The following is a 23,616-nucleotide window of genomic DNA, read 5'->3' as shown; positions in this document are numbered from 1 at the left end:
GACAGATTGCGGATGCTGTAAAATCAGCATGAAGGTGAGAAGCAAAAATAAGACTTAAGAAACAGAATCAAAATCAGAAGGGATTGAGACTATGAATAAGGCATCATCTGACATTCATTTTTATAAAAACCAGAACGGTCCTGTCATCGGAGTTGCCGTAAAGCCGGTAATTGAAAGGGACGGACTGTATTTCAGGGACCTGACAGGAGACGGCAGGCTGACCCCCTATAAGGATTGGCGGAATACGCCTGCTGAGCGGGCAGCCTCCCTGGCGGCAGAGCTGTCTGCCGACGAGAAAATCGGCATGCTGTTTGTCAATTCCTGGAAGATGGGTATCTACCAGGAGGACAGGACAAAGGTAGACGAAAGCGGTCTGCTCAACGAGGAAATCGTGGAACAGGACGAGTCCATATTTAATGTGGAAAAGACCTACGGAACCACTTACACCATAAAGGAAATGGGCATACGGCATTTTATCCTCCGCCAGAATCCAAAGCCAGGAGAACTTGTGGACTGGATTAACCAGCTTAACAGGGTGGCGGAGGAAACCAGCCATGCATTGCCGGTGATGGTGCTCTCCAATTCCAGGAATGAGCACGGGGAAATTGTATTTGGAATGAACGATGCGGCGGGCGTGTTTGCCGCCTGGCCCGGAACCATGGGAATTGCGGCTGCTGTCAGGGGAAACGGACCGGAGCTTATAGACAGCTTTGCTGAATGCATCCGAAAGGAATGGGATGCAACCGGGATGAAAAAAGGATATATGTACATGGCCGACGTCATGACAGACCCCAGGTGGCAGCGGTCCTATGGTACCTTTGGAGAGGATCCGGAGCTTGTATGCGCCATCATGGAGCGGCTGATTCCCGGCATACAGGGCAGCAGCCGGGGCGTGACCAGGGACGGGGTGGCTGTCACCATCAAACACTTCCCCGGAGGAGGCGCACGGGAAAATGGATTTGACCCCCACTATGTCCAGGGACAGTGGAATGTGTACCAGACAGAAGACAGCCTGGGCACATACCACCTGCCTGCCTTCCGCACAGCCATAGACAAAAAGGCTTCTTCCATCATGCCATACTATGCAAAGCCATGCGCTGCCAAGAGCAGGCCCCAGTACGGGCCGGACGGGAAGGCCATGGAAATGGAGCCGGTGGGATTTGCATTTAACAGGGCTTTTATCCAGGGACTTTTGCGGGAGCAGATGGGATTTGAGGGATATGTGAACAGCGACTCCGGCATCTCCAACAAGATGGCCTGGGGAGTGGAGGAACTGGATGTGCCTTCCAGAATCGCGCTGGCAGTCAATACCGGGGTGGATATCATCAGCGGATCATTGGATGTGTTTTCCGCCAGGGAGGCGTATGAACGCGGAAGGAACGGGTATTACACGGCCCAGGGCCGCCCGGTGCCGGAGGGATACCGGGCCAGGGACCTGGTGCTGACGGATGAAGCCCTTACAAGGGCGGTAACCAGGACCTTAAAGGAGAAGTTTGAGCTGGGCATGTTCGACAACCCATACCGTGACCCCGCAGCAGCGGAGCAGGTGGTTGCCACAAAAAAATACTGGGATGACGCTTACCGGGTGCACCAGCAGTCCGTAGTGCTCTTGAAGAACAAAGAGGGCCTGCTTCCTCTGCATAGAGGGAAGACGGCCGGTAAAAAGATATACGTGGAGTGCTTTGGCTGTGAAGCAGAAGCTGCTGCCAGAGAGACGGATGCAGTCAGGAAATCCTTTGCAGAAAGGTTTCAGGCGGAGCAGGCAGATGATTACAGGGAGGCTGATTTTGCCATTCTGTTTATCCGGCCAAGCTCAGGGGAATATTTCCATTCCACCAAAGGTTATCTGGAGCTGGATATCTGCGAGAACAAGCGGGTGTGCGATGTGGACAGCCAGGGACGCCCGGCGGATTCCTTCCACCGGGAAACCACCCTGCTGGGGGCCGGGAGAATCCGGGAAATATACGAATACCTTCACAGCAGAGGGAAAAAGGTGATATCCAATATTAATTTTACCCTGGCATGGGAGGTGGGAAATGTGGAACCCTATGCGGACGCCCTTCTGGCAGGATTTGACACCTATACGGATGCAACCCTGGATGTCATTATGGGAACATGCGCACCCACCGGCAGGATGCCCATTACCCTCCCGAAAAATGACGATGTCATCCGGGTGGACCGGGACGGCGTATGTATATCCCACAATGATGTGCCTGGGTATGATAAGGACAAATACATGCCGGAATCCATGAAGGATGAAAACGGCAGGGCCTATGCCTACCGGGATAGCGAGGGTAATTACTATGAGCTGGACTTTGGCCTGACGCTGGAATAAGGAATTGGATTTTAGCACATTTGCATAAAAAGACACGGATATATTAGTGCACAATTCGGATTGACATAAATCCTGGTTTTTGTTTATACTAAATGCGCAACCGAATAAAGAGCGTGTTACTGGTGATGCAGGCATTAACTGACAGAGGACATTGGAGACAGTGTTCTTAACAGTTAATGCCTTTTTTGTGTCCGGACAGCCAGGGTGCGCGATTGGACGAAAAAGACAGGAGACAAGAAAAATGAAAGACAGGATATTTGGTGTTCTTCAGAGGGTGGGACGCAGCTTCATGCTTCCCATTGCAGTGCTGCCGGTGGCGGGCCTGCTGTTAGGTATCGGCAGTTCCTTTACCAATGCCACCACCATACAGACATATGGGCTGGAACGGATTCTGGGTGACGGAACCATGTTAAACGCCCTTCTGGTCATCATGGCCAAAGCGGGAAATGTCATATTTGACAATCTTCCCATTATATTTGCAGTGGGAGTTGCCATCGGCATGGCCAAGGCTGAGAAAGAGGTGGCAGCCCTTTCCGCCATGATTGCATTTTTTGTTATGCATGTATCCATCAATGCTGTGCTGACCATCACGGGAAAGATTCTTCCGGACGGCGCCATTGCTCCCGGTGTTCTGGACGGCACCATTGCTTCCGTGTGCGGCATCCAGACCCTGCAGATGGGTGTGTTCGGGGGAATTATCGTGGGCCTGGGTGTGGCGGCGCTCCACAACCGCTACCATAAGATTGCGCTGCCAAATGCCATTTCATTTTTCGGCGGGTCCCGTTTTGTGCCCATCATATCCACGGTGGTCTATGTGGGCGTGGGAATGGTGATGTACTTTATATGGCCGGTTGTGCAGAACGCCATATTTGCCCTGGGCGGGCTGGTGACAGGGACCGGGTATGCAGGCACTTTGATTTTCGGCATCATCAAGAGGGCGCTGATTCCCTTTGGGCTTCATCATGTATTTTATATGCCTTTCTGGCAGACGGCTGTGGGCGGTACCATGATGGTGGACGGAAGCCTGATTCAGGGCGGCCAGAACATCTTCTTTGCACAGCTGGCTTCGCCGGACGTGGTCCATTTCAGCGCAGACGCCACCCGGTATTTTTCGGGTGAGTTCATCTTCATGATATTCGGCCTTCCCGGCGCAGCCCTGGCCATGTACCGCACAGCAAAACCGGAAAAGAGAAAGGCCGCGGGAGGACTTCTCCTTTCAGCAGCCCTGGCCAGCATGCTGACCGGCATTACGGAGCCCATTGAGTTTTCTTTCCTGTTTGTGGCGCCCATGCTCTTTGCCGTACAGGTGATTCTGGCAGGCAGCGCCTATATGATTGCCCATATACTGAATATTGCAGTGGGACTTACCTTTTCAGGCGGTTTTCTGGATTTACTTATATTCGGCATTCTACAGGGAAATGCAAAGACCAGCTGGATGCGAATCATACCGGCAGGAATCATATATTTCCTGCTGTACTACTTTATTTTCAGCTTCCTGATTAAGAAGTTTGACTTAAAGACTCCGGGCAGGGAAGATGAGGATGAGGAGACAAAGCTTTACACAAAGGCAGATGTAAATGCCAGGAAATCAGCCGGTGCATCCGGAGCAGCCGGGCAGGCGGATACGGGAAATGGAGCAGGCAAAGCCGGGGACGCCCTCAGCATGGATATTACCCGCGGCCTGGGCGGAAAGAAAAATATTACCTCTGTGGATTGCTGCGCCACCCGTCTCAGATGCTCTGTGGAGGACCCGGTCCTGGTGGATGAGAGACTGTTAAAGGCCACCGGAGCAGTGGGGGTCATTAAAAAGGGACAGGGGGTCCAGGTGATTTACGGGCCTAACGTGACCGTAATAAAGTCCAATCTGGAGCAGTATCTGGCAGATGCACCGGATGAAGATGGACCCTGTGAGGCTGTAAAGGAAGAGACTGCAGATGGCCGGTCCGGTAATAATGGCCGGGAAAGACACATCATCTGCTCGCCCTTTACGGGCAGGGCTGCCTCCATCACGGAAGCGCCGGATGAGGCATTTTCCAGCAAGGCCATGGGAGACGGCTATATGGTCATACCGTCAGACGGCCGGGTGCTGGCGCCGGAGGACGGCCAGGTTCTGTTTGTATTTCCCACAAAGCATGCCATCGGCCTGAAGACGGAGGACGGAATGGAGTACCTTCTGCACATCGGCGTGGATACGGTGAAGCTGGACGGAAAGGGATTTGAGGCCTTTGTGTCGGACGGGCAGAAGGTAAAGAAAGGCCAGAAACTGATGGAATTCGACCTGGAATATGTAAAGGCCAGCGCTGCATCCGAGGCTTGTATGGCCGTATTCACCGGCCTCACCGAAGGCTGTGAGATTCATATGGTTAAGACAGGGGAGGTAGATGCCCTGGATGAAATCGGATGGTATTGATGATTTGGATTGGGATAAGGGAATGGGGATGGTATTCTTTCCGTCCCCTGTGTCAAGAGGGAGTATTAAAGATAGACATAACAAGCCAAAGCGTAAAATTCCGTTCCAAATGTAGATGTTTTCCAGGATATTAGGTATAATGTCCGTATAGGCAGCGGGGGTGCTTTGCACTCCCCACGCTGCGCCAAGGACGGGGAGGGTTTTATGTACCGCATCATCAAAGTATTAAACAACAATGGAATACTTGTTCTGGATGGAGATACCGGCAGGGAACTGATTCTGCTGGGAAACGGCATCGGCTTCGGACACCGGACCGGGGAGCGGTTGGAGCAGGTGAAAGAGGCAAAGCGGTATGAGCTTGTGACCGGAAAGTCCACGGCGCTGCAGCAGGTGAACAGCATTGACCCTGTTTTTATTGAGGCAGCGGGAAACATAATCGAGTCAGCCAGGAAAACACTGGGTGACATCAGTTCAGACATACTGATACCCATGGCGGACCACATCGCCCTGGCAGCAGGCAGGGCCAGGGAGGGGAGAGAACTTCCCAATCCCTTTAACCAGGATATAAAGGCCCTGTTTGACCGGGAATACCAGGCTGCCATGGAAGGCAGGGAAATTATACGGGAAATGACAGGCATCGTCATATCCGAGGACGAGGTGGGATACATTACCCTTCACATCCACGCAGGTTCATCCGAGGAGAACGTGGCCCATTCCATGGATATGGCCAGACTGGTACAGGACAGTATCCACGGCATAGAAAAGAAGATGGGCATAAAGCTGGCCTCTGACTCTCTGGGGTATAACCGCCTGGTGAGCCACCTGCGGTATATGATTGCCCGTATACGGAAAGGTGAGCCGGTGAACCTGGACATGGAAGCCTACGCAAGGGAGACATTTCCCAGGCCCTACCAGGTGGCGGTGGATGTGTGCAGGGATATGGAAAAACGGCTGGGGATGTCCGTGGCCTCCCAGGAGGCAGGCTTTCTGGCTATCCATATCCAGCGGGTTATACGGGGGGAGGATTAGTACGCGGACGATTAGTACGCGGACGTATGGGGGTGCCGCATCCGTGAGAGCCGGGGACGCAGGGCGGGAGGCGACCGTTTCCGCAGTGGGAGAGACTAAGGCCCAAGGGGCAGGAAAAACCAGGGACCGCAAAAATTACGCCGAACTCTTGATGAGTTCGGCTCCATGTTTGCTTTGCTCCGGGCGTGGAGCGCCCTGCGCAACCCCGGTTTTTCCTGCCCCTTGGGCCTAAGTCTCTCCGAACTGCTCCAAAGTCGCCTCCCGCCCTGCGTCCCCGGCTCTCACCCACTACGTATTCAAAGCGTCCGCTGTCTCATCCGAACCCAAGTAAGAAAAAATATCTGGCCAGCCGTTAATTCTTTCATACTATTTATTTACTTTGGGGATATAAATGATGCAGATGCAAAGACATGCTGCGGGTGAGTGGAACGGGGGTGGGAGAGGCGGATGCATCTGCAGGAGCGTTGGTATCACTTAGGCCGTTTCCCACGGCCTTAGTGATTCCCGCTCCGCAGCCCGCGTCCGGCTCTCCCGCCCCCGTTCCACTCACGGACGGATGCACCTAATGCTTCTGCAACTTTTAAATTCCTTCCTATCTCAAAAGCGGCAGGTTTCCAGTCAGTTTATTGACCAGCTTTTTTGCGCCGCAGATGCCAACGCCGAAATACTGGAAGTTGTCGCCGTCGGTCCGGGATGCTTTTGATATGAATTCGCCGTAGTCATTGCAGCTCTGCGCCACATTGGAAAAATCCACTACGGTCAGTTCTGAGAAGCATGGTTCGTAAAGCTTAAGTCTCAGCTCTTTTAATTTTTCTTTGCTTGCTTTGAGGATAGGAACCGGAATTGCGATAATACCCAAATGGGACCTTCCGCTCTGGTCGGAGACATCCGGCCCTACTGTTTCGGGGAGCTTTTTTCCAAGGGTGATTCCCATGATTCCGGCTGTATTGGCTATGATGCCGGTGGGAAGCTCCTCATCAATTACCATTACACATTTTTCATTTTGGTGGTCCATATCTTAGATTCTCCTTTGTTTGCGGTTTTCTGTTCGGATAAAAATAATCCGGCCAGGGTCATGATGATTCCCAGTGCAGCCGGTATTGTCACCGGTTCTTTTAATATAAGGGCTGAGGTCAGGGTGGTGATGACCGGCACCATGTAGATGTATACGCTGGTCTTGACAGCGCCCAGTATTTTCACGCCGGTATTCCAGGTTACAAAACACAGCGCAGATGCGCCCAGCCCAAGGAATAACAGATTCAGTAGATTTTTCATATCAGTAAACTGGACCGGTGTCACATGAAAATCCATGACGGTCAGGGCAGGCATCATGAATAGAAGGCCGTAGAAAAAGGTTCTTCTGGTGCTCTGGATGGTACCGTGTCCCAATACGCTGATTTTTTTTGTGAGAGTGGAGTACACAGCCCATATGATTGCGGCTGCCACGGCCAGCAAATCTCCGGCAGGGTTCAGGGATAAGGCTGCCTCGTTGCCGAAGCTAATGAGGCTGATGCCTGCCATTGCCAGGAGAAATCCGGCAAAGAACCGGAGCCGCGGCCTTTCCCCTCCCAGGAACATCCAGCCCAAGAGGGCTGTAAAGAAAGGCGCAATGGAGATGATGACGCCTACGTTGGATGCCAGGGTATAGGTAAGGGCTATATTTTCCAAAAGATAATACATGGTGACGCCGCAGAAACCAGCTGCGGCATAGAGTCCTTCCTGACGGACAGATGTAAGGCGCAGGGAGCGGGGGCATGCCAGCCACAGCGCCAGATATCCCATGACAAAACGGATGAACAGGATCTCCACAGGGCTGAATGTCCGAAGCAGCACTTTGGTGGATATGAAGGTGGTTCCCCATATGAGGATGGTTACAAATGCAGCCGCATGGCCTGCGGCGGTACGGTTATGATTCATGATATTGCTCCTTTTGTTCCTTATCAGGTTCAGATAAGAATATTTTCTGATACTGTCTGGGGGTAAGCCCGATAAACTCCTTAAAGAAGTTGGTGAAATGGCTCTGGTCTGAGAAACCGGCCATGGCCGCTGCATCCACAGGAGGGATGCCCTGTTCCAGGAATTTCTTTGCCTTGTCCAGCCGGATGGTCTGGAGGTAGCGGTAGGGGGAAACGCCCACCTGCTTAGTGAAAGAGCGCAGCAGATAGGATTTTCCAAAGGTAGTCATGGACAGCAGCTCATCCAGGCTTATATTCTCTGAAAAATGCTCTTCCATGTAGGTGCACAGGTTCTGGATGCGGTCGTCGGGCCTGGATATATCCTCCTCCTTAAACGGGGCCGCATATTCCTGGAGCACCTGCTCCAGAAGAAAGAACAGGGCTTCTTCTTTTTCAAGCCTGGAGGCATGGCGCAGGATGGCGCTGTACAGGGCGGATACGGACTGGGTTATGTCGCTGCGGTACACCACATTCTGGGTAAAGCGGGGGATGAATTCCCGGCCGGTGATTTCCTTTACCGTCTGTTCCATGACAGAAGGCTCAATGTTGACGGCGCGGTAATCCAGAGGCTCCCCGTCTATGGGGGCGCAGTAATGGTTGTCCCTGGGATTGAAGAGAATCAAGTCCCCGGCGCTGACATCGTACTCTTTGCTGCGGCACCAAAGATGCCTTTTACCTCCCTCCACAAAGCCTATGACGTAATATTCGTGGAAATGATTGGGGAATTTCTGCACCACCCCGCTCAGATTGTAGGCTTCTATTTTAAGGTCCTTATCATAATAGACCCGGCGCTGTTCCTGCTCCTGTATCATTTGACTGCTCCTTTTAAACTGCTTTTCTGCTATTTTAACATATTGGAAGGGGAAAATCTTGAAAGATATTACACCAGGACAGGATGGATTTTGCTGCTGGATTTTGTTTTCCTGAAAAACATGCATAAAAAAAGATGAACAGCTTCACATGGCTCCATGCGGTCTATTCATCTTCTTCATTATCGTTTATTACCTTTAATATATCATTGGGAGTGCACTTCAGACATTCACACAGCTTGGCCAGAATGGTAAGGTCGATGCGGGATACCTTATTCTTGCAGTAGTTATTAAACTGGGTCCGCTGCAAATTGCATTTTTCACATACATGGTTTTTACTTTTGTTTTGTTTCTTCAGCAGATTTTCCAAATCAATCTCGATATGCACATCATCCCCGCCTTTCCGTATAAGCTTTGTATATAAGTATATCTCTGGATGTATTGAAATATAAGCTGTATTAAAGTACAATATGTATAATAATATAGGTGAGGGGGATAAAAGGAAAATGAGAAAAAGACTGGGACATGCCGTACTGGTTCTTATGGCTCTTTGCATGTACCTGCAATGGGGAAGGGGAGTTTCGGTAAAAAATACTATATCCTCTTCCTGGGATGGAAAGAGGGCGGAACATATTACCGTTGTTGTAAACAGACTGTACATACGCAATAAGGAGGCGCTTGCCCTGGAACTGGTTGAGACCTGCATCAACAATGAATTCCGTGATGTGCGGTTCAGCTATGATATGGGATATCCGGTGGAAATAAGAATGGATGTCTACATCAATGAGGCATCCTGGAAGCGGGGAATCCGGTGCTTTGAGGTGCTGTTTGCCCAGCCGGAGGAGGAGCAGTACAGGTATAATGTGAAGGATAACCGGGAACGGTTTGTGATGACGGTAAAATAAATAAAAAGCCCGGATGCCCAAAATATTTTCTCAAAACCGCAGAAAATCCGCACCACAAGTGGATTCTGTGCTACAATCAGACTGTAAAAAAAGGAAGAGGGCATAACGGTGATTGAATTCTTAAAAGAAGAAAAGATAAACAGCAGCTTAATTCAGGGAATCATGGAATTCCGGGCCTCCCATCCGGTCAGGGAGGAGGACCGGGGCAGAATCCCCGTACCCCGTTACCTGTATTATGGAAAGGAAGTATGGGAGCAGGCCATTGCCGCCCTTCTGTGCGGCCAGAACCTGCTTCTCACAGGGCCAAAGGCAACGGGAAAAAACATATTGGCCCAGAATCTGGCGGCGGCCTTTGGCAGGCCGGTGTGGGATATCTCCTTGCATGTCAATATGGATGCGTCCGGTCTCATAGGAACAGATACCTTTGAAAACGGGGCTGTTGTATTCCGTCCGGGCCCCGTGTACCGCTGCGGAATCAGCGGCGGATTTGGAGTACTGGATGAAATCAACATGGCCAGAAACGAAGCCCTGGCCGTGCTCCATGGAATCCTGGATTTCAGACGGACCATGGATGTGCCGGGCTACAATGTGGTGCATCTGGATGAGGGGACCCGTTTCATTGCCACCATGAATTACGGGTATGCAGGTACAAGGGAGCTGAACGAGGCCCTGACCTCCAGATTTTCCTGCCTGCAGATGCCTGCCATATCCGAGGAAAATCTGGAGAAGCTGATGGGCCGGGAGTATCCCGGACTAAAGAAAACTTATGCCAGACAGTTCATCCAGCTGTTCCTGGATATAGAGCGAAAATGCCGGAGCGCCCAGCTTTCCACCCGTCCCCTGGACCTCAGAGGACTCCTGGATGCTGTCCGTCTTATGGAGAAGGGACTGGATGCGGTAGCTGCCCTGGATATGGGCCTTACCAACAAGTCCTTTGACCCGTATGAACAAACCCTGGTACGGGATTTAATCAGGGCAAGGATTCCTAAAAAACTGGAAAGGGAGAAGCTGTTTGCAGACTGATATGGAGATGCAGGAATATGACGGCCAGGAGCGCCGGGCTCTTAACATGATATGGACCGCGGCAGAGGACCACTCTTTCCGGCCGGAGTTCATGGCCTTTGACCGGTACGGAAGGGCTGACCTTTATCTCAACAGCATTATCGGTTATGTCCACAGGTGGCATGACGGCGGAGCATTGTCTGAGCTGTTTGGGACTTTTCAGGGTACGGCTCTTCAGGACATCTACGATACCATACTCTGGCTTGGCCTGGAATGCAGCGTCTATGAAAAAGAACGGGAAGGACGTCCCGTGCTGGCGGAGCTGCGCAGGGAATACTGGGCCCGGGTATTGGAGGAATCCAGGTGGTCGGCCCGGGAAAAGCTGGTCCAGTCCCTTCAGACGGGCTGGGGCAGTCTGGTGCTGGGACAAAAGCCAGGAGTGACGTCCTGGGAGCGGGGGATACTGTCCTGCCTTTCCTTTGATGCATCTGCTGACACCAGTGAAATCATAGAGCGTGTTTCCGGTATCCTTTGGGAATACTTCCGTTTTGACTGCCGTTCAGAACAAAAGGGAAAAGAAAACAGAAAGCGGATAAAAGACATGATTAAGCCCTTCCGTTTTATCCGTCCTGCCCGCAGCGTGATAGTGAGGAATACGCTTGCCGGACATGGGCAGGGGTCCCACAAGCCGGCATCGGACGGCGGGGAGCCATCCGGAAAGGCCCGTAATAAGCCATCCCGTACCGCCAAGGGCTTTGGCTTCCGGCTGGAGGCAGCGGGGGAACGGAGGGAACAGGCGGTACGCTCCTATCTGGATGCCTGCTATGGCGTTTCCATGTACGGTGAGCGGCAGAATCAGGCCATCCGCCACATGCTTTGTACGGGATGCCACAGCATGTGCGGCCTTCATTTTACCAGAGGAGAGAAATTCCTGCAGGCTACGGACCGCGGGGAAGCCTCCAGACAGCTGTGGGAGGCCGCGCAGCAGCGAAAAAGGAACAGGGAACAGTTTGAAAAGAACCGGTCAGAATATCAGAACAGCATACGGCGCCTGATGGAGCAGCTTCAAAATACCCTTCTGGTGGATTTGCAGCCTGTTCCCGAGAAAAGCAGCAGGGGAAAATTGCTGGGGGAATCTGTATGGCGGGCCGTGTATTTGAAGGATGACCGTGTATTCCTGAAAATTTCAGAGGAAGAACGGCTGAATGTTTCCGTGGATTTGATGCTGGATGCATCTGCGTCCCGTATGGGACATGAAGCCGTTATAGCGGCACAGGGATATATCATTGCCGAGAGCCTGACGCGCTGCAGGATACCGGTCCAGGTGTATTCCTTTTCCACCATTGAGAATTATACGGTACTGCGCATATTCCGCGGATATGGGGAGACGGAGAAAAACAGGGAAATCCTGGACTATGTGGCGGCCGGGTGGAACCGGGACGGCCTGGCCCTCAGGGCAGCGGGCCATCTGGCGCAACAGTCATCCTGTGGGAAACGTCTCCTTATTGTGCTGACAGACGCCAGCCCCAATGACGAACAGAGGATGGCTCCTGTTTCCGGGACCGTGCGGGGAAAGGCGTATTCCGGGGACGCGGGCATTGAGGATGCGGCAATGGAAGTAAGGCAGCTTAAAAAGCAGGGAATCAGGGTGATGGCTGTCTTTTACGGCCTGGACAGCGACCTGGAGGGCGCCCGTAAGATATACGGAAGCAGCTTTGCCAGAATCAGGGAGATGGGGCAGCTGGCGGATACGGTTGGAAATCTGATTACGAATCAGCTGCGGTACGGCCGATAGCAGCAAAGAAGGGGATATCCCGTAGCCTGCAGGCTTTCAGGATATCCCTTTTTGACATTATGGTATGACAAGAACCTGCCCCGCATAAATCAGGTTGGGGTTTGCTATGCCGTTGGTGTACGCCAGGTCAGATACGCTGGTGTCAAACCGGTTTGCAATGGCGGAGAGGGTATCGCCGCTTTTTACCCGGTATATGATGGTGCCCGGGGCATCCGGAATCTCCAGTATCTGTCCTGTATAAATTACATTGGGATTGGCAATGCGGTTTAATTCAGCCAGCTGGCCCACCGTGGTGCGGAATCTTCTGGAGATACCCCACAGGGTGTCGCCTCCCTGCACCTTGTAAGTGAGAAGGGCTCCTATGGCGCCGGGAGATGGTTCCGGCTGAGGCGGCTGGGAGACAATGAACATGGAGTCTTTGAAGAAATCCATGTCCGCATTACCGCTGACTCCCGGCACCTGTCCGGTGTCCGAGTACTGGAATCCATCCCAGGTATCCCATGGGCCCGTACTTTCGGGCTGGTTTACATCGTAATCAGCTACCCACAGGGGGTAGGAAGAGAAGCCGCTGTTCCACAGGGCGGCGGCGTTGTAGGAGTCTGTATACAGGGCAGGACCGTATCCCAGGCGGCTGGCCAGGGTTTCCATAAAAGCCAGGCCAATGGCGTTGATTTCCTGGCGGCTCAGACCTGGGAAGGATTCAAAATCCATGGCCGGATAGCAGTCAATCTGCTTGTCCTGTATTAAGGAATAGAAGAATTCTGCCTGCTGCCTGGCCTGGATTGTGTTGGAGGCAGTTACATAGTGATAGTAGCCAATTTTCATGCCTGCATCCAGGGCGTTTTCATAGTTGGACTGGAAGCGGGAATCCACGTAATCCGGTCCCACGCCGGTCCGGATATAGACCACCTCGATACCGGCTGCCCGGACTGCCTGGAAATCAATATCGCCCTGCCAGCTGCTGACATCCATGCCATGGTACAGGCGGGAAGCCGCAAATGCAGGAGAGCACATGAAGCACACGGCAAAGATAAGGGACAGGATAATACCTGCTGCGCCCCGTAAATATTTCATAGTCATTCCTCCTTTGGGGTGGGGATTAACAGGGTACAGTATACTATATGAAGAAATGAAAACAGCGGTGACATGCCAGAGGGAATATGTTAGAATGAAGGAAATGCCGCGGGGAAAAGGAGATAAGGATGAAAGAGAATAAATATGACAATGAAATATTTTTTGAAAAATACAGCCAGATGGAGCGTTCTAAAAAAGGACTGTCGGGAGCAGGCGAATGGGAGACACTGAAGGCGCTGCTGCCTGATTTTGGGGGGCAGCGTGTGCTGGATTTGGGCTGCGGGTATGGCTGGCATTGTATTTATGCCATGGAGCAGGGGGCTGTCTCTGCCGTGGGTGTGGACATATCCGGTAAGATGCTGGAGGTGGCCAGGGAAAAGACAAATGATTCCAGGGTGCAGTATGTGGAATGCGCTATGGAGGATATTGATTTTCCGGAGGAATCCTTTGATGTGGTGCTGAGTTCACTGGCATTCCACTATGTGGAAAGCTTCAGCCAGGTGGTGGATAAAGTGAGGGATGGGCTGGCGCCTGGTGGATATTTTGTGTTTTCTGTGGAGCATCCTGTATTCACTGCCTATGGAACCCAGGATTGGTATTATGACGAGGAGGGAAATATCCTTCATTTTCCTGTGGATAATTATTATTATGAGGGAAAAAGAAAGGCTGTTTTCCTGGGGGAAGAAGTGATTAAGTACCACCGTACCCTGACCACGTACCTCAACACCCTTTTGACCCATGGATTTGAACTCTGCCAGGTGGTGGAGCCCCAGCCGCCGGAGAGTATGTTCCATATACCCGGTATGCGGGATGAGATGCGAAGGCCTATGATGTTAATTGTGTCGGCCAGAAAACGTTCCTGACAGAGGACGGCAGAGACACCGGTTAGAAATCAAGATAAGGAGTACATCGATGAAATCACTTGTAATAGCAGAAAAACCTTCTGTTGCCCGGGACATTGCCCGGGTTCTTAAATGCGGGAAGAATATAAACGGCGCCATAGAGGGGGAACGCTATGTGGTTACCTGGGGGCTGGGCCACCTGGTGACTCTGGCGGACCCGGAGGATTATGATAAGAAGTATAAGGAGTGGAGGATGGAGGACCTTCCCATGATGCCTGAGGTATTTAAACTGGAGGTCATCAAGCAGACTGCCAGACAGTACCAGGCTGTGAAGACCCAGATTTACCGCGGGGATGTGGGGGATATCATCATTGCCACTGATGCGGGAAGGGAAGGCGAATTGGTAGCCCGGCTGATTCTGAAAAAGACAGGATGCAGCAAACCCATCCGCCGTCTGTGGATATCGTCTGTGACAGACAAAGCCATCCGGGAAGGATTTGCAAACCTGAAAGACGGCAGGGAATACGATAGTCTGTATGATGCAGCCATGTGCAGGGCAGAGGCGGACTGGCTGGTGGGCATCAATGCCACCAGGGCCCTGACCTGCAAATACAATGCCCAGCTCTCCTGCGGCCGCGTCCAGACCCCCACCCTGGCTATGATAGCAAAGCGGGAGGCCCAGATACGTGCCTTTGTGCCTCAGCCGTACTTTGGTCTTCAGGCCAGAACGGACGGACTGGTCCTTACATGGCAGGATGTGAGCACAGGCAGCCACCGTTCCTTTGAACGCGGCCGGATAGAGGGCCTGGCCCAGAATCTTAAGGGGGAGCCGGCTGTTGTGGCTGAGGTAAAGCGCACACCTAAAAAGACATCCGCCCCCCTGCTCTATGACCTGACTGAGCTGCAGCGGGATGCCAATAAACGGTTTAATTACTCTGCCAAAGACACGCTGAACATCATGCAGCGCCTCTACGAGAACCATAAGGTCCTGACCTACCCCAGAACCGATTCCAGATACCTGAGCGCGGATATTGTTCCCACCCTTAAGGAACGGCTGAAGGCGTGCGCCATCGGCCCTTATAAGACCCTGGCCGGCCGCCTGGTGAACCAGCCCCTGCCGGCAAAGCCTTTTTTTGTGGATAACAGCAAGGTATCGGACCATCACGCTATCATTCCCACGGAACAGTATGTGCAGCTGGACCACATGACCATTGATGAGCGCAGGATTTATGATTTGGTGGTCCGCAGGTTTCTTGCCGTCCTGTATCCGCCTTTTGAATATGATGAAACCAGCCTTGGGGTGGATATCCGGGGCGAGCGGTTTATTGCAAAGGGAAGGATTGTAAAGAGCCAGGGATGGAAAGCTGCTTATGACACGGCTGTGGAAGACGGGGAAGACGGGGATGAGACTGAGGTAAAGGACCAGCAGCTGCCGGACCTGAAAAGGGGGGATGTGCTAAAGGGCCTGTCCCTTAAGATGACGGAGGGTAAGACAAAACCGCCGGCTCCCTTTAATGAGGCAACGCTGCTTTCCGCCATGGAAAATCCCGTGGCCTATATGGAGACAAAGGATAAGGCCATGGCAAAGACCCTGGGCGAAACAGGCGGTCTGGGCACCGTTGCCACCAGGGCTGATATCATAGAAAAACTGTTTTCCAGCTTTCTGCTTGAAAAGCGGGGCAAGGATATCTATCTTACATCCAAGGCAAGGCAGCTTCTGGAGCTGGTGCCTGAGGACCTGAAGAAGCCGGAGCTGACAGCGGACTGGGAGATGAAGCTGTCGGGCATTGCAAAAGGAAACCTGAAAAGGGGCGCGTTCATGAAGGATATCCGGGGCTATTCCCAGGAGCTGATTCGCCAGATTAAGACAGGGGAAGGCTCTTTCCGCCATGACAACCTGACCAACACAAAATGCCCTGTATGCGGAAAACGGATGCTGGCAGTAAAGGGAAAGAACACGCAGATGCTGGTGTGCCAGGACCGGGAGTGCGGCCACCGGGAGGTTCTTTCACGTACCTCCAATGCCAGATGCCCTGTGTGCCATAAGAAGATGGAGCTTAAGGGCAAGGGGGACACCCAGGTATTTGTGTGCAAATGCGGCCACAAGGAGAAGCTGAAGGCGTTTGAGGAGCGCAGGAAAAAGGAAGGCGCAGGCGTGACAAAAAAGGACGTGGCCAGGTATCTGAACCAGCAGAATAAGGAAGCCGGGGAGCCGGTTAACAATGCATTCGCCAAGGCGCTGGCCGGTCTTAAGCTGGAGGATAAGGGATGATGGCCAGAGGGCGCGCTGTCATAAGCGGAAAAACAAAACAAAAACCGTCTGAGCCAGTAAAAAATTCTTGACAAGAAAGTTAGTTGGTGCTAATCTATATATGCAGTCAGGATGTGCTGATTCCTGCAAAGAACAGGAAGCAGGAGATTCCGGCTGCATATTTTAAAGAATAGGGTTAGCGACAACTTACTTAACGGAGGAGGGTATAAAATGCCTTTGACAATGGCAAGAACCGGTGAATCCGCATCCATCACCCGTCTGGGAGGCAAGGAAGAAATTCGCCGTCATCTGAAGAGCATGGGATTCACACCAGGCACTCCTGTAACCATAGTGTCTGTGAATAACGGCAATGTGATTGTACATATCAGGGAATCGCGGGTGGCAGTCAGCAGGGAGATGGCAAATAAAATTATGATATAAGCCTCAGGAGCATATGTTTGAATTGCTTTCCGCCAGAGAGGCCGGAGGAATGTCCAAAGGGCAGGGGGTAATGCCTGACAGCAAAGTAAAGGAGCTGATGTGATATGCCATGGAAACAAAGAGAGGAGTCCCGCATGTGGCAGAAGGAGCGGGTCATCCAGGAACTGAGGAGCCAGGGGAAACGTATGACCAAACAGCGTATGGTCCTTCTGGATGTCATACTGAGCGGAAAATGGAACTGCTGTAAAGAGATATATTACGAGGCGGCAAAGCGTGACGCGACCATCGGTATGGCAACCGTGTACCGCATGGTATCTACCCTGGAAGAGATTGGGGTATTCAGCAGATGCTACCGCTACAGCCTGCCGGACCGTCCCTGTGTGGAGAACCGGGCCCGGGACTGGCTGGATTAGAAACAGAACATACGGCAGAGGAAATGTGCGCCCCAGGCGCGTCATTCCTCTGCCTCTTTGTTGTTTGCCGGAACGTAAAAATGCAGGAATCACCAAGGCCAATATCAGGTTTTATGAAAAGGAAGTTCTGCGGGCTCCGGGCCGCAGTTCCAATAATGAAAGGGAATAAGGTGCGCCAGGGGTGAACAAGCTGTACTCTGCCCGTAAAAGCATGGTTGCGTGAACACGGGAAAGGGTGGTATACTGTCTGTTAGAAATAATATGGAAACTGCTGGAAAGGGAGTATTGGAAATCATGGAACGAGCGGTCAGTCTGGAGGACATATCCGACGGAAAATTATATGGTATCAATGATATGGTGAGGGCTGACAGCGGGGGCTGTGAAGGCTGTTCTGCCTGCTGCCGTAAAATGGGGACGTCCATTATACTGGACCCTCTGGATATGTTCCGCCTTACGGTGAACATGGGCATGACCCCGGAACAGCTTCTGGCCGGGCCACTTGAGATGAATGTGGTGGATGGCATCATCCTGCCCAACGTGCGGATGACGGGCAGGGATGAGGCCTGTTCCTTCCTGGACGGGGAGGGCAGATGCAGCATCCACCCCTGCAGGCCGGGATTCTGCCGTCTTTTCCCGCTGGGAAGGCTGTATGAGAACCGGTCCTTCAGTTACTTCCTGCAGGTCCACGAATGCCGCAGGGAGAACAGGAGCAAGGTAAAGGTCCGCAAGTGGATAGATACCCCGGATGTAAAGGAATATGAGAAGTTTGTAAATGACTGGCATTATTTTCTCAAGGACCTGGAAAAAGGGCTGGAGGAAAACGGGAACCCGGATGTGAGGAAAACCGTGGATATGTATGTGCTGAAGCAGTTCTACATAATTCCTTACAGCGGCGGGGAAGGGTTTTACCCCCAGTTCTACAGACGGCTTTCAGAGGCAGCTGATTTTGTGGCTCTAAAAGGCGGTTTCCATCTATAAAAAATGGATAGGAGGAATATCATATGGAATTAGATGCAGTATTAAGGGAAAGAAGAAGTATGAGAAAGTACCAGCCGGACAGGAAGGTAAGCCGCGGGCAGGTGGAGGAAGTCCTTAAGGCAGCTGTCTTTGCGCCGTCCTGGAAGAATTCCCAGACAGCCAGATACTATGTGGTCATGTCGGATGACATGCTGAAAACAGTAAAGGAAACCTGTCTGCCGTCCTTTAACCAGACAAACTGCAAGGACGCACCGGTGCTGATTGTGGCCTCCTTTGTTAAGAACCGTTCAGGCTATGACAATGACGGAACCCCTTCCAATGAACTGGGAAACGGCTGGGGGTGCTATGATTTGGGAATGCATAACCAGAACCTGCTGCTGAAGGCAAGGGATTTGGGCCTGGACACCCTGGTTATGGGAATAAGGGATGCTGATAAGCTGAGAGAACTGCTCTCCATCGGTGAGGACCAGGAGGTGGTGTCGGTCATTGCCCTTGGATACGGTGCAGCCGACCCTCAGATGCCAAAGCGTAACATGGTTGAGGAGATTGCCAGGTTCTATTAATCAGTTGGAGGAAAGCCATGGACAGGATTACAAGAGTATCCATTGTGGGAATGGGTGCGCTGGGCGTATTGTACGGGGATTTTTTTGCAAGAACCCTGGGGGTGGAGCAGGTTACATTTCTGGCGGACCGGGAGCGGGTGGAGCGTTACCGCAGCGCACCGGTATACTGTAATGGAAAAGAGTGGAACTTCTCTGTCCGTCCGGGGGATGAACCGGACCCCAGGGGGCCGGCCCAGCTTCTGATATTTGCCGTGAAGGCCACAGCGCTGGAGGCATCCGTGCCAATGGCCAGGAACCAGGTGGGAAAGGATACCGTGATTCTTTCCGTACTCAATGGTATTACCAGCGAAGCCGTCATAGGAGGGATGCTGGGAATGGAGCACATGCTGTACTGCGTGGCCCAGGGCATGGATGCCGTGAAGATGGGAAATGAGCTGACCTATTCCCATATGGGACAGATATGCATTGGAATTCCCGGGGAGGAATCCTGGAAGGAGGGAATGCTGGATGCAGTTACGGAATTGTTTGAGCGTACAGGACTTCCCTATACCAGGGAGCCGGACATTCTGCGCAGGCTCTGGTGCAAATGGATGCTGAATGTGGGCGTGAACCAGGCCGTTATGGTGGCGGAAGGGACCTACGCAACCGTACAAAAGCCGGGACCGGCCAGGCAGATGATGAAGGCTGCCATGGCAGAGGTGGTGGCCCTGGCCCAGAGAGAGGGAATCCGTGTAACCATGGAGGATTTGGACGACTACGTTGAACTGATAGACAGCCTGAATCCCGGCGGAATGCCTTCCATGCGGCAGGACGGACTGGCCCGCAGGCCCTCAGAGGTGGAATTTTTTGCCGGTACAGTGATTCGCCGGGCAGAGAAAGCAGGTCTGGAGGTGCCGGTGAACCGGGAGCTGTACCGGAGAATTAAGGAGATGGAGAACAGCTGGCTTGGATGAGTTTAGAAACATTAGATTAGAAACGCCGGAAAACGGAATTTGTTTTCCGGCGCTCTTATAGGTGGAATTGCAAGGCTGCCATGGTTCATATGAAATGGACCGGATTAATATTCAACGTAGTTTATGCGCTGGGCTCCCAGACTTTCTAATTTTTCCTTTACCCAGGGGCGGATATAGGTGCCGTCCTTTTCTATGGCACTGATAATCCTTATTTCATTTTCATGAAGCTGACTGACTTTTTCCAACAGCCAAGGTGCGTCCTGGGGTCTGATAAAGAGAACGCCGTCCTGGTCTCCGATTACAATATCCCCGGGATTTACCAGCCGTCCGCCGCACACAATGGGAGTATTGATTTCACCCGGTCCGTTTTTGTAGGGACCGTCCGGCGTAATGCCCCTGGCGTATACCGGAAAGTCGGTAAGCTGGGACATGGCGTCCACGTCGCGGAGAGAACCGTCTACCACGATGCCCGCTATACCGCGTTTCCGGCAGTATGTCACCATCAGCTCGCCAAAGATGGAACGGCGGGTATCCCCGCCTGCGTCAATGACAATCACATCCCCGGGTTTGGCCAGGTCCATGGCTGCATGAAACATGAGATTGTCGCCGGAGGGAACCTTGACCGTAAACGCAGTTCCCAGGAGCTGTCCCTTGTTGACAGGCCGTATATCTTCATGGACAGCCGATATGCGGTTCATGCAGTCGTCCAGATTCGCTACTGCCACACCCCTGAACGTTTCCACCAGCGCCCTGTCGGGCCGCTTAAAATCTTCTACAATCACACATCCTACTTTTGACCTGCATATCCATTGCGGTCCGGACATCATACCGCGTTCCGTGACAGCGCTGGAGATGGCAGAGAGGGCAGTAAGGAGAGGAATGAAGGGATTTGCCATTAAGTCCCACTACGCCCCCACCTGTCTTCAGGCTGCTGCGGTCCGGGCCTGTTATCCGGAGTGCAACGCAGTGGGGACCATTACTTTAAATGCATCGGTGGGCGGGCTGAATCCCCTGGCTGTGGAAACAGCTGCCAGGATGGGGGCAAAGATTGTATGGTGTCCCACCTTTGACGCTGCTTCGCAGCAGGATTATTATCTGAAACATCTGCCTCAATATATTGATATGCAGAAAACCATGCTGGATGCCGGACGGACGGTGCCGTCTTACTGTCTTATAGATGAATCGGGTAAATTGTGCCGTGAGATGCAGGAAGTGCTGGATGTGGTCCAGTCCCATGATTTAGTATTGGGCACAGGCCATATTACACATAAGGAAACCTTTGCCCTTGCCAGGGAAGCTTCTAAGAGGGGATTTGGGAAGCTGCTTATAACACACGCTGACTGGGAATTTACCCATTATACAGCAGAGGAACAGCAGGAGCTGGTTCGATTGGGAGCCTGGATAGAACATTCCTATACATCTCCGGCAGAGGGATGCATTCCCTGGGAAAAGGTGGCATTGGAGATTCGGACCATAGGCGCCAAGCGGTGTATCATTACCACTGACTTGGGAAAAGACAATGGTATATATCCGGATGACGGGTTATTGGATTATGGGCAGCATCTGCTGAAAATGGGATTTGCAGTGGGGGAAATAGCGGCCATGATTAGCGGGAATCCTGGATATTTAGTGGAATAGCAACAGCCAGCGCCTTTTGGCGCTGGCTGTTGCAGTGTTAAGGCGGCAGCATCTGCCTTTACGGTTCAAAATACCCCTTTACCACCTCAGCAATCCCTTCGGCCAGCGCCCCATGGTTTTTTGCGTCCATATGGAGCTGGTCTATGGTGCTGGGGCCTGCCAGGGACGCTGCATCCAGGAAGAGACATCCCTCAGTCCTGGCCAGCTCCTGGTAGAGCGGCGCCAGGGCCATTGATTTGGCTGGTGCCGTCTCATCAAAGCTGGCATATGGGCAGTGCTCCATATCGTTTCCTATGCGGATGGGGGATATGACCAGAATCTTAGGCTTCTTATAACCTTCCCCATAATCAAATCCCTGTACCGTGTGGCACAGGTTTTCCATTCCCTTGGTTATGACCTTGGGTGAAGCGTGAAAATGTGCTTTGCAGTCATTGGTGCCCAGGAACAGTATAACCAGGTCCAGGGGTTTGTGGCTCTGGAGCGCCATGGGAAGGGCCTGGATGCCGCAGCGTCCGGGTTCCAGGGGGTCATCCCAGACTGTTGTACGTCCGCCCATGCCCTCCTCAATTACATAATATTCAGGTCCGAGAAGAACCTGGAGACGCCCGGGCCAGCGGGTATTCCAGGCATGGCGCCCTCCCTTGGGGTTGGTCCCGAATGTGTTTGAGTCGCCGAAGCAGAGAATATTTATCATAAACAGAACCTCCTTACTGCATGGTCTGCAACCATACTTTTCTCCTATGATATCACAAGTAATGGAAAAATAAATCACTTTATGATAAAATAAACGAAACTGTAACAGGAGGAAATATCTATATGGAAAGGATTTCCAAAGGGTTTGCGGGCAGGACGGTGCGGGCTGTTCTGTTCATTATCCTTATCATTGTATTCTGCACCGCTATATCCAGCGCAGGCATATATGTGGCATCCAGATTTGGGCTGACCCAGTCCAGGGAGCAGGTGCCTCTCACAGCTCTTTCCCTTGGAGATGAAGGAAAGGTGGAGCTTCCGGGGCGGGGGAAAATGGTGGAGGGAGATGGGTGGAGGCTGAGAAACTCCAGGGATATTTACACCCTTACATTGGATAATGCGGTTATAGAGAGCGCAGGGGCGGGGAACGCAGCTGACGGAAATACAGTTGAAGGAGATGCAGCTGAGGGAAGCCTGTCTGCGAAAAACCCGGGCACATCCCGGCCAGCCATTGATATAACAGGGGACTTAATCATTGAGTTAAAGGAAGGCAGCGGCAGCTGGCTGCGGTCAGAAGGCGCGGGCATACGCATACAATCAGGCACTCTGGTTATCCGGGGAAAGGGAAACCTGGATATCGAAGCAGGAACAGCAGGAATTCTGGGAGATGGAAATGGAGCCGGCCAGCCGGCCCTGCGTCTGGAGGGCGGACAGCTGGATGTAAAGGGAATGTATGCGGGGATATCCTGTCCGGAGGTGGAATTGGCCGGGAGTTCAGGAAGGATTTCGGCTGCGTACCAATCCGGAATCGGCCTGTGTTCATGCAGACTCAAAGTGGAAGAATCTAAGGGAGAGATGAGGGCTGCAGGCGGCGGGGCAGCGGTGCTGGCATACGGCAGAGGGGAGTTTAAGCCATCCATCAAGGCGGATGGAAAGATGGCCGTGGAACCGGATGATGTCCGAATCGTGGAATTTAACGCGCCGCAGTCAGATGATATAAGGGGCTGTGTGGAAAAAAACGGGGGATGGATGAAAGAAAATCCTTCTTCCCTGCTTACATATTCAGCAGAGAATATGGTTACTTATAATGGAGAGACATCCTGTTTTGACGGTTCAGCCAAAGAGCTGGGGTTTGCCGCAAAATAGGGAAATAGAATGGATGGAGGAATGAAACATGAGTCTTACCGTATTGTGCTACAAAAAATGCTCTACCTGCCAGAAAGCTTTGAAATGGCTGGATGCCAATGGGATTGCCTATGAGGAAAGGCCCATTAAGGAGGAAAATCCCACCCTGGAAGAATTGAAAACATGGTATGGGATAAGCGGACTGCCGCTGAAGCGTTTCTTTAATACCAGCGGGAATATTTATAAGGAAATGTCCCTGAAAGACAAACTGCCGTCCATGGATGAGGACGAACAGCTGGCACTTCTGGCCACGGACGGAATGCTGGTGAAAAGGCCGCTGGCAGTGGGAGACGGCTTTGTGCTCACCGGATTTAAGGAAGCAGAATGGAAGGAAAAACTGCTGTAGGT

23 protein-coding genes are annotated in these 23,616 nt (G+C 52.3%); 16 read left to right on the top strand and 7 right to left on the bottom strand.

The window, feature by feature from the left end; translation table 11 throughout:
• Positions 1-91: 91 nt before the first annotated feature.
• From FGS84_RS15805 to FGS84_RS15795, 3 genes are all read left to right on the top strand, one after another.
• Complete coding sequence (locus FGS84_RS15805) at positions 92-2,335, top strand: glycoside hydrolase family 3 N-terminal domain-containing protein (RefSeq protein ID WP_138309496.1); 2,244 nt, start codon at positions 92-94, stop codon at positions 2,333-2,335.
• 241 nt (positions 2,336-2,576) lie between these two features.
• Entirely contained in the window at positions 2,577-4,745 is a 2,169-nt protein-coding gene (locus FGS84_RS15800; protein ID WP_138309495.1) for a PTS transporter subunit IIABC, read from the top strand.
• 204 nt (positions 4,746-4,949) lie between these two features.
• Positions 4,950-5,774 (top strand): PRD domain-containing protein, encoded by an 825-nt coding sequence (locus FGS84_RS15795; RefSeq protein WP_138309494.1) that lies wholly within the window; start codon positions 4,950-4,952, stop codon positions 5,772-5,774.
• A 592-nt stretch (positions 5,775-6,366) separates the two neighbouring features.
• On the opposite strand, the gene FGS84_RS15790 is transcribed toward FGS84_RS15795, so the two are convergent.
• The 4 genes from FGS84_RS15790 to FGS84_RS15775 form a co-directional block, all read right to left on the bottom strand.
• Positions 6,367-6,789 (bottom strand): DUF2000 domain-containing protein, encoded by a 423-nt coding sequence (locus tag FGS84_RS15790; protein WP_138309493.1) that lies wholly within the window; start codon positions 6,787-6,789, stop codon positions 6,367-6,369.
• A complete protein-coding gene (locus FGS84_RS15785; RefSeq protein ID WP_138309492.1) occupies positions 6,762-7,691 on the bottom strand; it encodes a DMT family transporter in 930 nt (309 codons plus the stop codon). Before FGS84_RS15785 ends, FGS84_RS15790 begins: the two co-directional genes overlap by 28 nt.
• Complete coding sequence (locus FGS84_RS15780; RefSeq protein ID WP_138309491.1) at positions 7,681-8,541, bottom strand: AraC family transcriptional regulator; 861 nt, start codon at positions 8,539-8,541, stop codon at positions 7,681-7,683. Before FGS84_RS15780 ends, FGS84_RS15785 begins: the two co-directional genes overlap by 11 nt.
• Positions 8,542-8,704: 163 nt before the next feature.
• Positions 8,705-8,926 carry a helix-turn-helix transcriptional regulator gene (locus FGS84_RS15775; RefSeq protein ID WP_138309490.1) on the bottom strand — a complete coding sequence of 74 codons (222 nt, stop codon included), beginning with the start codon at positions 8,924-8,926 and terminating at the stop codon, positions 8,705-8,707.
• A gap of 118 nt (positions 8,927-9,044) precedes the next feature.
• Between FGS84_RS15775 and FGS84_RS15770 the strand changes: the two genes are divergently transcribed.
• The 3 genes from FGS84_RS15770 to FGS84_RS15760 all read left to right on the top strand — a co-directional run bounded on the left by FGS84_RS15770 (position 9,045) and on the right by FGS84_RS15760 (position 12,240).
• Positions 9,045-9,443: a hypothetical protein gene (locus FGS84_RS15770; protein ID WP_138309489.1), complete on the top strand. Its 399-nt coding sequence runs from the start codon at positions 9,045-9,047 to the stop codon at positions 9,441-9,443.
• Between the two features lie 162 nt (positions 9,444-9,605).
• On the top strand, positions 9,606-10,466 hold the full coding sequence (locus tag FGS84_RS15765) for an AAA family ATPase (protein ID WP_207739942.1): 861 nt from the start codon (positions 9,606-9,608) through the stop codon (positions 10,464-10,466).
• Positions 10,456-12,240: a hypothetical protein gene (locus tag FGS84_RS15760; RefSeq protein ID WP_138309487.1), complete on the top strand. Its 1,785-nt coding sequence runs from the start codon at positions 10,456-10,458 to the stop codon at positions 12,238-12,240. The genes FGS84_RS15765 and FGS84_RS15760 overlap by 11 nt, the downstream gene beginning before the upstream one ends.
• A 57-nt stretch (positions 12,241-12,297) precedes the next feature.
• Here FGS84_RS15760 and FGS84_RS15755 read toward each other — a convergent pair whose 3' ends face one another.
• Positions 12,298-13,314, bottom strand: coding sequence for a GH25 family lysozyme (locus FGS84_RS15755; protein WP_138309486.1), 1,017 nt, complete (start codon positions 13,312-13,314; stop codon positions 12,298-12,300).
• Positions 13,315-13,442: 128 nt separating this feature from the next.
• On the opposite strand from FGS84_RS15755, the gene FGS84_RS15750 reads away from it, so the two are divergent.
• From FGS84_RS15750 to FGS84_RS15720, 7 genes are all read left to right on the top strand, one after another.
• Positions 13,443-14,177, top strand: a complete 735-nt coding sequence (locus FGS84_RS15750; RefSeq protein WP_138309485.1) for a class I SAM-dependent methyltransferase — start codon at positions 13,443-13,445, stop codon at positions 14,175-14,177.
• A 49-nt stretch (positions 14,178-14,226) separates the two neighbouring features.
• Positions 14,227-16,428, top strand: coding sequence for a DNA topoisomerase III (locus tag FGS84_RS15745; RefSeq protein ID WP_138309484.1), 2,202 nt, complete (start codon positions 14,227-14,229; stop codon positions 16,426-16,428).
• A gap of 210 nt (positions 16,429-16,638) precedes the next feature.
• Entirely contained in the window at positions 16,639-16,848 is a 210-nt protein-coding gene (locus tag FGS84_RS15740; protein ID WP_138309483.1) for a FeoA family protein, read from the top strand.
• A 104-nt stretch (positions 16,849-16,952) separates the two neighbouring features.
• Positions 16,953-17,261: a transcriptional repressor gene (locus FGS84_RS15735; RefSeq protein ID WP_138309482.1), complete on the top strand. Its 309-nt coding sequence runs from the start codon at positions 16,953-16,955 to the stop codon at positions 17,259-17,261.
• Between the two features lie 294 nt (positions 17,262-17,555).
• Positions 17,556-18,239, top strand: a complete 684-nt coding sequence (locus tag FGS84_RS15730; RefSeq protein WP_138309481.1) for a YkgJ family cysteine cluster protein — start codon at positions 17,556-17,558, stop codon at positions 18,237-18,239.
• A gap of 23 nt (positions 18,240-18,262) precedes the next feature.
• Positions 18,263-18,802 (top strand): nitroreductase family protein, encoded by a 540-nt coding sequence (locus FGS84_RS15725; protein WP_138309480.1) that lies wholly within the window; start codon positions 18,263-18,265, stop codon positions 18,800-18,802.
• A 17-nt stretch (positions 18,803-18,819) separates the two neighbouring features.
• Complete coding sequence (locus tag FGS84_RS15720) at positions 18,820-19,755, top strand: 2-dehydropantoate 2-reductase (RefSeq protein ID WP_138309479.1); 936 nt, start codon at positions 18,820-18,822, stop codon at positions 19,753-19,755.
• A 104-nt stretch (positions 19,756-19,859) separates the two neighbouring features.
• Here FGS84_RS15720 and FGS84_RS15715 read toward each other — a convergent pair whose 3' ends face one another.
• Complete coding sequence (locus FGS84_RS15715; protein WP_347563842.1) at positions 19,860-20,537, bottom strand: RraA family protein; 678 nt, start codon at positions 20,535-20,537, stop codon at positions 19,860-19,862.
• Between the two features lie 70 nt (positions 20,538-20,607).
• Here FGS84_RS15715 and FGS84_RS15710 point away from each other — a divergent pair, with 70 nt between their 5' ends.
• On the top strand, positions 20,608-21,393 hold the full coding sequence (locus FGS84_RS15710; protein ID WP_243129991.1) for a DUF6282 family protein: 786 nt from the start codon (positions 20,608-20,610) through the stop codon (positions 21,391-21,393).
• Positions 21,394-21,451: 58 nt separating this feature from the next.
• Here FGS84_RS15710 and FGS84_RS15705 read toward each other — a convergent pair whose 3' ends face one another.
• Entirely contained in the window at positions 21,452-22,087 is a 636-nt protein-coding gene (locus FGS84_RS15705; RefSeq protein ID WP_138309478.1) for an SGNH/GDSL hydrolase family protein, read from the bottom strand.
• A gap of 122 nt (positions 22,088-22,209) precedes the next feature.
• On the opposite strand from FGS84_RS15705, the gene FGS84_RS15700 reads away from it, so the two are divergent.
• Together FGS84_RS15700 and FGS84_RS15695 are read left to right on the top strand one after the other, a co-directional pair.
• Entirely contained in the window at positions 22,210-23,229 is a 1,020-nt protein-coding gene (locus tag FGS84_RS15700) for a hypothetical protein (RefSeq protein WP_138309477.1), read from the top strand.
• A gap of 28 nt (positions 23,230-23,257) precedes the next feature.
• Positions 23,258-23,614, top strand: a complete 357-nt coding sequence (locus FGS84_RS15695) for an arsenate reductase family protein (protein ID WP_138309476.1) — start codon at positions 23,258-23,260, stop codon at positions 23,612-23,614.
• The last annotated feature ends 2 nt before the right edge of the window (positions 23,615-23,616 follow it).

Source organism: Clostridium sp. 1001271st1 H5, from assembly GCF_005845215.1.
In the GTDB taxonomy this organism is placed as follows: Bacteria; Bacillota; Clostridia; order Lachnospirales; family Lachnospiraceae; genus Enterocloster.
The sequence above is the reverse complement of the archived record's forward strand: the minus strand, read 5'-3'. Positions and strand labels throughout refer to the sequence as shown.

Coding starts and splice junctions, on each gene's coding strand:
- FGS84_RS15805 (WP_138309496.1), top strand. CDS start 92: ATGAATAAGGCATCATCTGACATTCATTTTTATAAAAACCAGAACGGT.
- FGS84_RS15800 (WP_138309495.1), top strand. CDS start 2,577: ATGAAAGACAGGATATTTGGTGTTCTTCAGAGGGTGGGACGCAGCTTC.
- FGS84_RS15795 (WP_138309494.1), top strand. CDS start 4,950: ATGTACCGCATCATCAAAGTATTAAACAACAATGGAATACTTGTTCTG.
- FGS84_RS15790 (WP_138309493.1), bottom strand. CDS start 6,789: ATGGACCACCAAAATGAAAAATGTGTAATGGTAATTGATGAGGAGCTT.
- FGS84_RS15785 (WP_138309492.1), bottom strand. CDS start 7,691: ATGAATCATAACCGTACCGCCGCAGGCCATGCGGCTGCATTTGTAACC.
- FGS84_RS15780 (WP_138309491.1), bottom strand. CDS start 8,541: ATGATACAGGAGCAGGAACAGCGCCGGGTCTATTATGATAAGGACCTT.
- FGS84_RS15770 (WP_138309489.1), top strand. CDS start 9,045: ATGAGAAAAAGACTGGGACATGCCGTACTGGTTCTTATGGCTCTTTGC.
- FGS84_RS15765 (WP_207739942.1), top strand. CDS start 9,606: ATGGAATTCCGGGCCTCCCATCCGGTCAGGGAGGAGGACCGGGGCAGA.
- FGS84_RS15755 (WP_138309486.1), bottom strand. CDS start 13,314: ATGAAATATTTACGGGGCGCAGCAGGTATTATCCTGTCCCTTATCTTT.
- FGS84_RS15750 (WP_138309485.1), top strand. CDS start 13,443: ATGAAAGAGAATAAATATGACAATGAAATATTTTTTGAAAAATACAGC.
- FGS84_RS15745 (WP_138309484.1), top strand. CDS start 14,227: ATGAAATCACTTGTAATAGCAGAAAAACCTTCTGTTGCCCGGGACATT.
- FGS84_RS15740 (WP_138309483.1), top strand. CDS start 16,639: ATGCCTTTGACAATGGCAAGAACCGGTGAATCCGCATCCATCACCCGT.
- FGS84_RS15735 (WP_138309482.1), top strand. CDS start 16,953: ATGCCATGGAAACAAAGAGAGGAGTCCCGCATGTGGCAGAAGGAGCGG.
- FGS84_RS15730 (WP_138309481.1), top strand. CDS start 17,556: ATGGAACGAGCGGTCAGTCTGGAGGACATATCCGACGGAAAATTATAT.
- FGS84_RS15725 (WP_138309480.1), top strand. CDS start 18,263: ATGGAATTAGATGCAGTATTAAGGGAAAGAAGAAGTATGAGAAAGTAC.
- FGS84_RS15720 (WP_138309479.1), top strand. CDS start 18,820: ATGGACAGGATTACAAGAGTATCCATTGTGGGAATGGGTGCGCTGGGC.
- FGS84_RS15710 (WP_243129991.1), top strand. CDS start 20,608: ATGGCAGAGAGGGCAGTAAGGAGAGGAATGAAGGGATTTGCCATTAAG.
- FGS84_RS15705 (WP_138309478.1), bottom strand. CDS start 22,087: ATGATAAATATTCTCTGCTTCGGCGACTCAAACACATTCGGGACCAAC.
- FGS84_RS15700 (WP_138309477.1), top strand. CDS start 22,210: ATGGAAAGGATTTCCAAAGGGTTTGCGGGCAGGACGGTGCGGGCTGTT.
- FGS84_RS15695 (WP_138309476.1), top strand. CDS start 23,258: ATGAGTCTTACCGTATTGTGCTACAAAAAATGCTCTACCTGCCAGAAA.